General features: G+C 54.4%; 10 protein-coding genes and 1 tRNA gene. 7 read left to right on the forward strand and 4 right to left on the reverse strand.

Going from position 1 to position 9977, the window contains the following annotated elements; translation table 11 throughout:
- Window positions 1-425 (reverse strand): M20/M25/M40 family metallo-hydrolase (locus ED901_RS25525; RefSeq protein ID WP_240994003.1); only part of this gene is annotated, 425 nt, incomplete at its 3' end.
- Between the two features lie 292 nt (window positions 426-717).
- Between ED901_RS25525 and gpt the strand changes: the two genes are divergently transcribed.
- The 6 genes from gpt (at window position 718) to ED901_RS23265 (ending at window position 5847) form a co-directional block, all read left to right on the forward strand.
- Window positions 718-1176, forward strand: coding sequence for a xanthine phosphoribosyltransferase (gpt, locus tag ED901_RS23240; protein ID WP_056781475.1), 459 nt, complete (start codon window positions 718-720; stop codon window positions 1174-1176).
- A 201-nt stretch (window positions 1177-1377) separates the two neighbouring features.
- The gene (gene frsA, locus ED901_RS23245; protein ID WP_056781472.1) at window positions 1378-2628 is read left to right on the forward strand and encodes an esterase FrsA; all 1251 of its coding nucleotides are present in this window, start codon (window positions 1378-1380) and stop codon (window positions 2626-2628) included.
- 63 nt (window positions 2629-2691) lie between these two features.
- Window positions 2692-3093, forward strand: coding sequence for a sigma factor-binding protein Crl (gene crl, locus ED901_RS23250; RefSeq protein WP_056781470.1), 402 nt, complete (start codon window positions 2692-2694; stop codon window positions 3091-3093).
- A gap of 151 nt (window positions 3094-3244) precedes the next feature.
- On the forward strand, window positions 3245-4348 hold the full coding sequence (gene proB / locus ED901_RS23255) for a glutamate 5-kinase (protein ID WP_122097381.1): 1104 nt from the start codon (window positions 3245-3247) through the stop codon (window positions 4346-4348).
- 10 nt (window positions 4349-4358) lie between these two features.
- On the forward strand, window positions 4359-5612 hold the full coding sequence (gene proA, locus ED901_RS23260; protein ID WP_122097382.1) for a glutamate-5-semialdehyde dehydrogenase: 1254 nt from the start codon (window positions 4359-4361) through the stop codon (window positions 5610-5612).
- Window positions 5613-5771: 159 nt separating this feature from the next.
- Window positions 5772-5847 (forward strand) — tRNA-Thr (locus ED901_RS23265).
- Between the two features lie 73 nt (window positions 5848-5920).
- On the opposite strand, the gene ED901_RS23270 is transcribed toward ED901_RS23265, so the two are convergent.
- Window positions 5921-6148 carry a hypothetical protein gene (locus tag ED901_RS23270; RefSeq protein WP_056781452.1) on the reverse strand — a complete coding sequence of 76 codons (228 nt, stop codon included), beginning with the start codon at window positions 6146-6148 and terminating at the stop codon, window positions 5921-5923.
- A 169-nt stretch (window positions 6149-6317) separates the two neighbouring features.
- On the opposite strand from ED901_RS23270, the gene ED901_RS23275 reads away from it, so the two are divergent.
- On the forward strand, window positions 6318-6554 hold the full coding sequence (locus ED901_RS23275; RefSeq protein WP_056781450.1) for a DUF333 domain-containing protein: 237 nt from the start codon (window positions 6318-6320) through the stop codon (window positions 6552-6554).
- A 108-nt stretch (window positions 6555-6662) separates the two neighbouring features.
- Here ED901_RS23275 and fumA read toward each other — a convergent pair whose 3' ends face one another.
- Both fumA and ED901_RS23285 read right to left on the reverse strand, forming a co-directional pair.
- Entirely contained in the window at window positions 6663-8309 is a 1647-nt protein-coding gene (fumA, locus tag ED901_RS23280; protein WP_056781447.1) for a class I fumarate hydratase FumA, read from the reverse strand.
- 191 nt (window positions 8310-8500) lie between these two features.
- On the reverse strand, window positions 8501-9977 hold a 1477-nt coding region (locus ED901_RS23285), incomplete at its 5' end, for an anion permease (RefSeq protein ID WP_305775607.1).

A 9977-nucleotide genomic window follows, 5' to 3' on the forward strand; every position in this document is an offset into this window, starting at 1 on the left:
GTCAGCAACACTTCCAGCGGGCCGTGTTCGACGCTTTCATCAGCCAGAACCGCCAGCGCAGACGCCAGACCGATGCCGTTGTCCGCACCCAGCGTCGTGCCGCGTGCTTTTACCCAACCGTCTTCAATGAACGGCTGAATGGGATCTTTAGTGAAATCGTGAACGGTATCGTTGTTCTTCTGCGGCACCATGTCGAGGTGCGCCTGCAGGGCAACCGCTTTGCGATTTTCCATGCCTTTAGTGGCCGGTTTGCGCAGCAAGATATTACCCACTTCATCACGCTCAGCGTGGATACCTTTTTCCTGTGCCCATTCAACGATGTGTTTTGCCAGCGCTTCTTCATGATAAGAAGGGTGTGGAATCGAACATACTTTGGCAAAAATATCCCACAACGGTTGTGGCGAAAGCTGAGACAGTTCAGACACTATAAGTCTCCTGTGACAGTCAGCTCAGTCAGGCTCCATTAGCAGGGGAACTGATTGAGATGCTGTAGGTTTAGGGTTAAATAATCCCCGCCAGACGTTGTGGCGAGTGGCCTGACAGAATATCACTTAATCCGAAGCTGTGCGCGTGCGCCGGGATAAAATCCGGGGCGTTGCGACGGATGGAACCAGATAATCGCTGGTTTTTGTGAGCCGGACTCACTATAATCTCGCGCAACCTTTTTCCCCCCCAATAAATTTCAGAAGCCGTCAATTCACTGGCTGGGACACCTTTATGAGCGAAAAATACGTTGTAACCTGGGACATGCTGCAAATCCACGCCCGCACAATGGCGAAACGCCTGCTGCCGGCAGAACAATGGAAAGGCATTATTGCAGTCAGCCGTGGTGGCCTGGTTCCTGCAGCGTTGCTGGCTCGCGAGCTGTGCATCCGCCATGTGGATACCGTGTGTATCTCCAGCTACGACCATGATAATCAGCGCGAAATGCAGGTGCTGAAACGCGCAGAAGGCGACGGTGAAGGCTTCATCGTGATCGACGACCTGGTTGATACCGGCGGCACCGCGAAAGCGATCCGTGAAATGTACCCGAAAGCGCATTTCATCACGATCTTCGCCAAACCGGCTGGCGCACCGCTGGTTGATGACTACGTGGTAGACATCCCGCAGAACACCTGGATCGAACAGCCGTGGGATATGGGCGTGGTGTTCGTTCCTCCTCTGGTCGGAAAATAACACTCGTCATCCTTCGCGCTTACGGCGCGTGGGGTGCGCTTTAAACGCCTGGCTCATTGCCGGGCGTTTTGCTTTGGTTACCTTGAAATCCCTCTTGCTTGACCTCACTCCTGTCTTGTCGCACCTTTAACACGTTATAATCCCGTTCTGAAATGGTGGCTTGCGGGCGACCAACTGCTTGCTAACGGAGGATCATGCATCATGGCGCCAGTCAATCTCACGGAAAAGCTGTTCAAACCTTCCTTCAAATACCCGGAAACGTCGACGCTGGTTCATCGCGTTCATCACCATAATACCCACCCGCCAATGCATTCCGCGCTGGAAGGGGATACGGTCAATTGCTGGTACCGGACAATCAACCGTCTGATGTGGATGTGGCGCGGCGTGGATCCGCTCGAAGTGGAGGAAGTGCTGTCGCGCATTGCGGTGTCTACAGCCGAGCACAGCGATCCGTTGTTGCTGGATACCGTTATTGGTTATCGCAATGGCAACTGGATTTATGAATGGTCGAATCAGGCGATGATCTGGCAGAAAAAAGCCGCTGAAGAGCAGGATCCTGATCTCGCCAGCGAATACTGGCTGAACGCCGCTAACCTTTACAGCATTGCCGGTTATCCGCATCTGAAAGGCGATACGCTGGCCGAACAGGCTGAAGCGCTCGCCAACAAAGCCTTCGAGAAATCTTCTGAACATTCGCCTTACACGTTAAAAGAGCTGGATTTTGCTATTCCCGGCGGGGCACCGATCACCGGTTTTCTGCATCTGCCGAACGAAGGGCAGGCGCCGTTCCCGACGGTCATGGTGTGCGGCGGTCTGGATACGTTGCAAAGTGACCATCAGCGTCTGTTCCGCACGTATCTTGCGCCGATGGGCATTGCGATGCTGACCATCGACATGCCGTCGATCGGTTTTTCCTCTAAGTGGAAACTGACGCAGGACACCAGCTTCCTGCATCAGCAGGTGTTGCAGCAGTTGTCAGATGTGCCGTGGGTCGATGCCGGTCGTGTCAGCCTGCTGGGTTATCGCTTTGGTGCCAACGTTGCCGTGCGGCTGGCCTATCTCGAGCCGCGCCGCGTGCGCGCGGTCGCCACCTTGGGGGCGCTGGTCCATTCGCTGCTCAGTGATCCTAAATGTCAGGAGCAGGTGCCGGATATGTACATGGACGTTCTCGCCAGCCGCATTGGTATGTCCAGCGCGTCCGACTCTGCGCTTAAAACAGAACTTAATCGTTATTCTCTGAAAATGCAGGGCTTGCTGGGGCGCAGAACGCCGACGCCAATGCTGGCCGCTTATTGGGAGAATGATGTGTTCAGTCCGAAGAGCGAAGCGAGGCTGATTGCGGACTCTTCCGCCGATGGCAAGATTTTGGCGATCCAAAGTGAGCCGCTTTATGCCCATTTTGATCGCGCATTACATGAGATTTGTGAGTGGTTGCAAAAGAGAATGCGATAACTTAATGGTTGCTAATTCTTAACGTTTTGCTAAAAAGGATCGTCTTTATATGGAGGTTGTACTATGACGTTACCAAGTGGTCATCCTAAAAGCAGGCTAATGAAACGTTTCGGTACATTGGGGCCGTACATTAGAGAAGGGAAATGCGAAAACGACCGCTTTTTCTTTGACTGCTTAGCTGTCTGTGTGAACGTGAAACCCGCGCCAGAGAAGCGTGAATTCTGGGGCTGGTGGATTGAGTTACAAGCTGAAGCCGAACGTTTTACCTATGTTTATCAGTTCGGTTTGTTCGACAAAGACGGCAACTGGAAAGCACAAAACATTAAGGATGCTGAAGTTCGCGAGAGGCTTGAGACAACGCTTAAGGGGTTCCACAAAAACCTCAATAAGATGATTGAAGAGATGTCTCTCAAACTGGAACCTGCTGATGATTTCAGCGAAGAACCGGTGAAGCTTTCCGCCTGACCTTTCACAGCCTTGCGTACTACCCATTCCCATCATGAATGCTGTTATTATAGCGTTATGCCGGTTGGCATAACGCTTCTCTCCTGTTACAAAGACATCAGAAAGCTGATTTCTTCAATCTTATTTTCACTTCAATAACGGCAGAAAGACTATGAGTGGCAGCCAAACACTGGTTGTAAAACTGGGCACCAGCGTGCTCACTGGCGGATCCCGCCGCCTCAACCGGGCTCACATTGTTGAGCTTGTTCGCCAGTGCGCGCAGCAACATGCGGCAGGGCATCGGATTGTGATTGTGACGTCGGGCGCCATTGCCGCCGGGCGCGAACACCTTGGCTACCCCGAACTCCCCGCCACCATTGCTTCCAAACAGCTGCTGGCTGCCGTCGGGCAAAGCCGTTTAATCCAGCTCTGGGAGCAATTGTTTTCTATTTACGGCATCCATATTGGTCAGATGCTGTTAACCCGTGCGGATCTGGAAGACCGGGAGCGTTTTCTCAACGCCCGCGACACCATGAATGCGCTGCTCGATAACCATATTGTTCCGGTTATTAATGAGAACGATGCGGTGGCGACGGCGGAAATCAAAGTCGGCGATAACGATAATTTATCTGCGCTGGCGGCGATCCTGGCCGGTGCCGATAAACTGCTGTTGCTGACCGATCAGCGCGGCCTGTTTACCGCCGATCCGCGCACCAATCCCGAAGCGGAACTTATCCGTGAAATCACCACCATTGACGATGCGCTGCGCGGCATTGCCGGTGACAGCGTTTCCGGCCTGGGCACCGGCGGTATGGCCACCAAATTGCAGGCCGCTGACGTCGCCTGCCGTGCGGGTGTCGATACCATTATTGCCGCCGGTAATCTGCCGGGCGTGATCGCCGATGTGATCAACGGTGTTTCCGTCGGCACGCGTTTCCACGCCATGCAGACGCCGCTGGAGAACCGTAAACGCTGGATCTTTGGCGCACCGCCAGCCGGTGAAATCACCATCGATGACGGCGCGGTTTCGGCCATGATGGAGCGCGGCAGTTCGTTGCTGCCTAAAGGCATCCGCGAAGTGAAGGGTGATTTCTCCCGTGGCGAAGTGATCCGCATCCGTAATCTGAACGGACGCGACCTAGCGCACGGCGTGAGCCGCTATAACAGCGATGCGATGCGCATGATTGCCGGTCACCACTCGCAGCAGATCAGCGATATTCTCGGTTACGAGTACGGCCCGGTTGCCGTGCATCGTGACGACATGATTGTCAGTTAAGGAGTTTTCCATGCTTAACGAGATGGGCAAGGCCGCCAAAGCCGCGTCCTGGCAGCTTTCCACCCTCAGTACTGTGCAGAAAAACCGCGCACTGATGCTGATGGCCGACATGCTTGAGGCCAACAGCCAGAGCATTATTCTTGCCAATGAACTTGATATGTCCTCTGCCCGCGAAAGCGGCATGAGTGAAGCGTTATTAGATCGCCTGTTGCTGACGCCTGCCCGCTTATCGGCAATCGCCAGCGATGTGCGTGACGTCTGCCGCCTGAGCGATCCGGTGGGGCAGGTGATGGATGGTTCACAGCAGGACAGCGGTTTGCGCCTTGAGCGACGCCGTGTGCCGCTTGGCGTGATTGGCGTGATTTATGAAGCGCGCCCGAACGTCACCATCGACGTCGCCAGTCTGTGCCTGAAAACCGGTAATGCGGTGATCCTGCGCGGCGGAAAAGAGACGCACCACACCAATCAGGCGACGGTAAAAGTCATTCAGCAGGCGCTGGAAGAGTGCGGGCTGCCGAAAGCTGCGGTTCAGGCGATCGAAAGCCCGGATCGCGCGCTGGTGGCGGAACTGCTGCGTCTGGATAAATACGTCGACATGTTGATCCCTCGCGGCGGCGCGGCGTTGCATAAACTGTGCCGCGAGCAGTCCACCATCCCGGTGATCACCGGCGGCATTGGTGTTTGCCATACGTTTGTGGATGAAAGCGTTGATTTCGATAAAGCGCTGACTGTCATTGAAAGTGCGAAAGTGCAGCGTCCGAGCGCCTGTAACAGCCTGGAAACCGTGCTGGTGCATCAGGCGATTGCGGCCCGTTTCCTGCCGGAACTGAGCGACAAAATGCACCGCGCAGGCGTTACCCTGCACGCCAGTGAATCCGCGATGCCGTATCTGCAAAATGGCCCGGCGAAAGTGCTGGCGGTGACCGAAGAAGATTATCAGGACGAATGGCTGTCGCTGGATCTGAACGTAACGATCGTGGCCGATCTGGATGCCGCCGTGGCGCATATTCGCACCTACGGCACCGAGCATTCCGATGCGATCCTCACCCGTTCCATCAGCAGCGCGGATCGTTTCGTGCGGGAAGTCGATTCCTCGGCGGTTTACGTCAACGCCAGCACCCGTTTCACCGACGGCGGGCAGTTCGGTTTAGGCGCAGAAGTGGCGGTCAGTACGCAAAAACTGCACGCCCGCGGCCCGATGGGGTTAGAAGCCCTGACGACCTATAAATGGATTGGTTACGGCGATGATTTAGTGCGTCCGTAAAGCGGCTGCACCGGTGGATTTTTGTTCATGAAACCGGTGCAAATTCATAAAATTGCGCAGAGTGATGAGAAAACCAGCAAACGCACTGTCAGGGGCTTGACGGCGGCATCAGATTTCACTAATTTAGCACCCCGTAGTTCCCCGGTAACACTCCAAAATGCCGACTTAGCTCAGTAGGTAGAGCAACTGACTTGTAATCAGTAGGTCACCAGTTCGATTCCGGTAGTCGGCACCATTTCTGTTATAAAATCCCAGATTATCAAACGTTTAATTCATTTAGCTTCTCTGCTTTCTGTCTTTATCATTTCTCAATGGTACTTGTGGAAATAATTATTGCGGATCTTGCGATTGATAAAGCCATGAAGTCCGCTGCCCGTTTTCGCCATCGCCTTCATCACGTCCACGTCAGCCTGTCCGGGGCGGATGGAATTATAGATATAATGCCAGCCATCTTTAAACTTCAGAGTCACTGAATCTTCCGTTATGGTGAACGCGACGATACCTGAATTTCCTCCCCTATTTTGGTACCTTTCCATATCACCCTCCCTCATTAATGATGCCGTAAAAACACTCTCATCATAGCCATTAACGGGCTGCGGGTTTGTGAGATGAGGTAACTTTTGCGGCGACTGATCTGAATGCACCTTCGCCGGAAAGCGATTAAAATGCCCCTGCGTTTTTAATTACGTTTCCAGGAAGGTCTTTATGAACAAACTCTTTGTCCTGCTGATGGCATCTTTGCTGGCAGGTTGCGCAGTGTCTCACCCGGCACCGGTGAAGCGTCCAACTATCGGTATGGCGAATCCTGCGGCAGTGTATTGTCAGCAAAAAGGCGGGACGTCGGTGAGCGTGCAAACGGCGCAGGGCGCGCGTGCAGATTGCGTATTGCCGGGCGGCGAACGCCTCGACGAGTGGGATTTATATCGCCGGGATCATAAGTAATTTTTCATTAGGTTCGCGCCATCAACGTGTAGCGTCAGCGAAATATATCGCATAAAAAAAGGCCCGCCGTTTCCGGCAGGCCTTTTGTTTATTTCAAAGACGGAATTTTTACTTCACACACTTCGCGCAGGTACTTGCGTGAATTTGTTCGAAGAAATCGTTGCCTTTGTCATCCACCAGAATGAATGCCGGGAAGTTTTCCACTTCGATTTTCCAGATGGCTTCCATCCCTAACTCAGGGTATTCCACGCATTCCAGGCTCTTGATGCTTTGCTGCGCCAGAACCGCAGCCGGGCCGCCGATGCTGCCCAGATAGAAGCCGCCGTGTTTTTGGCACGCGTCGGTCACCTGTTTGCTGCGGTTGCCTTTCGCCAGCATGATCATGCTGCCGCCGTTGGATTGCAGAAGATCGACGTAGGAATCCATACGGCCAGCAGTGGTCGGGCCGAGGGAACCGGAGGCATAACCTTCCGGAGTTTTTGCCGGACCTGCATAATAAATCGGGTGATCTTTGATGTACTGTGGCAAACCTTCGCCGTTATCCAGACGCTCTTTCAGTTTGGCGTGAGCAATATCGCGCCCGACGATAATCGTGCCGCTCAGTGACAGGCGGGTAGACACCGGATGCTCAGAAAGCTGCGCGAGGATTTCAGGCATCGGACGGTTCAGATCCACCTTCACCACACCCGCTTCGCCCTGCTGACGCAACGCTTCAGGGATGTACTGGCCTGGGTTGTCTTCCAGTTTTTCGATCCAGATGCCGTCACGGTTGATTTTGGCTTTGATATTACGGTCTGCGGAGCAGGAAACACCCATGCCGACCGGGCAGGACGCGCCGTGACGTGGAAGACGCACCACGCGGATGTCGTGCGCAAAGTATTTGCCACCGAACTGTGCGCCCAGGCCAAGATTGTTGGCTTCGACCAGCAGTTCCTGTTCCAGATTCACATCGCGGAATGCCTGACCGTGTTCGTTACCTTCGGTTGGCAGGCCGTCGTAATAATGCGTTGAGGCCAGTTTCACGGTTTTCAGCGTCGCTTCAGCGGAGGTTCCGCCGATCACAAACGCGATATGGTATGGCGGGCAGGCCGCCGTCCCCAGCGTACGCATTTTTTCGACCAAGTAACCTTTCAGTTTCGCCGGTGTGATCAGCGCTTTGGTTTCCTGATACAGATAAGTTTTGTTGGCGGAACCGCCGCCTTTGGCGATACACAGGAACTTGTACTCATCGCCATCCACGCTGTAGAGGTCGATTTGCGCGGGCAGATTGGTCCCGGTGTTCACTTCTTTATACATATCCAGCGCGGCATTCTGCGAGTAGCGCAGGTTGTCTTCGATGAAGGTGTTGTAGACGCCTTTTGACAGGCTGGCTTCGTCGCCGCCGCCGGTCCAGACGCGCTGACCTTTTTTACCCATGATGATCGCGGTGCCGGTATCCTGGCAGGTAGGCAAAATGCCTTTCGCCGCGATCTCAGAGTTTCTCAGGAATTGCAGCGCCACGTATTTGTCGTTTTCGCTGGATTCTGCATCATGAAGAATGGAGGCCACCTGTTTCTGGTGCGCCGGGCGCAGCATGAATGACGCGTCGTGGAAAGCGTGTTGCGCCAGCAACGTCAGTGCTTCGGGTTCAACTTTTAAAATCTCTTCGCCGTCAAAGTTGCTCACAGAAACGTGATCTTTGGTCAGCAGGTAATATTCGGTTGTGTCTTTGGTAACGGGGAAGGGATCTTGATAATGGAAGGGTTTGTTCGACATTGTTTTCTCACTTTTTCCGTTATTGCCGCCACTAGCAGGACTTCTCGTTTCGGGTGAATCAGGGGTAATTCGGGCGACGTTTTTATGCTTTCTCTATGTTGCCAGCCTTATACACAGGCTGGCAACGGGGTTTATATGTTTTCTTCCAGTAAATGTACTGTTAATGCTTTGTAGAGGGGTTATCGCCCCTGTCAGAACATCATCATCATCCACGGATAGCCGATGAGCAGCAGTGCCGCCAGGAAGATGGCACCAAAGATGGTGCCCAGGCGCCAGTAATCTTTGGTTGGCAGATAGCCGCTGCCGTAGTAAATCGGGCTCGGGCCGGTGCCGTACGGTGTGATGATCCCCATGATACCCAGAGACGTCACCATCAGCAGACAGAACACTTGCATGTTGATGCCCGGAATGGCGGCGCCAATGGTCAGCATGGCTGGCAACAGCGCAGTGGTGTGTGCCGTGGTGCTGGCAAACAGGTAGTGCAGCAGATAGAACGCCAGCAGCAGCACGATAGTCGCGGTTCCGGGAGAGATACCGCCCATGGTGGCCGCGCCTTCTTTACCCAGCCAGGCGATGAAGCCGGTGCGGGACAAGCCATCAGCCAGGGCCACCAGCGTGGCGAACCAGGCGAAGGTGTTCCAGGCAGGTTTATTGCTGGTGATATCGTTCCAGTTCAGCACGCCGGTCCACAACATCAGCACCACGACCAGCAGCGCCGCCATGGCCGGTTCAATGAAGCTGGCAGCAAAAATCCACATAGCTAATGCGCAGCAAACGAAGACCAGCAGCAGGATCTCGTGGCGGGACATTCTGCCCAGTTTCGCCAGTTCTGCGGTGGCCCAACGCGGGACTTCATCATTGATTTTCACTTCCGGCGGATAGAACCAGTAAGCGAGCAGCGGCATGGTCAGCAGCAGCAGCAAACCCACCGGCAGGAAGGCGAAGAACCACGTTCCCCAGGAGATGTTGATGCCGGTGATGCTGTTCACAATACCCAGCGCCAGCAGGTTAGGCGCCAGCGCAGACAGGAACATGGAGCTGGTGATACAGGCTGCGGTGATTGCCACCCACATCAGATAGGAGCCGATTTTACGCGCGCTCGGATCATTCGGTTTGGAACCGTACAACGGCGGCAGGTTGGCGATGATCGGGTAGATCGTGCCGCCGCTTCGTGCGGTGTTTGACGGAGTGAAAGGGGCCAGCAAAAGATCGGCAAAGGTGATGGCGTAGCCCAGCGTCAGGCTGCGGCGGCCAAGATATTTCACCAGAATCAGCGCCAGACGGCGGCCAAACTGGGTTTTATCGTAACCTGCGGCAAACATGAATGCGCCGAAGATTAACCATACCGTTGAGTTACCGAAACCGCTGACGGCCCATTTAAAGGACTGCGACGCCATTTTGAATTTCGGATCGGCGAGTTCCGCCGGGCTGAACAGCAACCACTGGCTGAACAACGCGATAATCACCACGCCGGTGAGGCCGATAACGGCACCGGGTAAAGGTTCGAAGATCAGACCCACGATGACGCCGACAAAGATGGCAAAGAAATGCCAGGCATGGGGCTCTAAACCATCAGGGACTGGCGTGAGTAACAACAACACTGCAACCAGCACAGGCAAAAACATCAGAAGCAGGCGGTTTTTTTTGCCACCCGCCGCTTTGTTCGCC

This window comes from Rahnella sp. Larv3_ips (assembly GCF_003697865.1).
Classification (GTDB): domain Bacteria; phylum Pseudomonadota; class Gammaproteobacteria; order Enterobacterales; family Enterobacteriaceae; genus Rahnella; species Rahnella rivi.

Bases quoted from the DNA above. Each gene is read 5' to 3' on its own strand.
- gpt (WP_056781475.1), top strand. From the start codon at position 718: ATGAGCGAAAAATACGTTGTAACCTGGGACATGCTGCAAATCCACGCC.
- frsA (WP_056781472.1), top strand. From the start codon at position 1,378: ATGGCGCCAGTCAATCTCACGGAAAAGCTGTTCAAACCTTCCTTCAAA.
- crl (WP_056781470.1), top strand. From the start codon at position 2,692: ATGACGTTACCAAGTGGTCATCCTAAAAGCAGGCTAATGAAACGTTTC.
- proB (WP_122097381.1), top strand. From the start codon at position 3,245: ATGAGTGGCAGCCAAACACTGGTTGTAAAACTGGGCACCAGCGTGCTC.
- proA (WP_122097382.1), top strand. From the start codon at position 4,359: ATGCTTAACGAGATGGGCAAGGCCGCCAAAGCCGCGTCCTGGCAGCTT.
- ED901_RS23270 (WP_056781452.1), bottom strand. From the start codon at position 6,148: ATGGAAAGGTACCAAAATAGGGGAGGAAATTCAGGTATCGTCGCGTTC.
- ED901_RS23275 (WP_056781450.1), top strand. From the start codon at position 6,318: ATGAACAAACTCTTTGTCCTGCTGATGGCATCTTTGCTGGCAGGTTGC.
- fumA (WP_056781447.1), bottom strand. From the start codon at position 8,309: ATGTCGAACAAACCCTTCCATTATCAAGATCCCTTCCCCGTTACCAAA.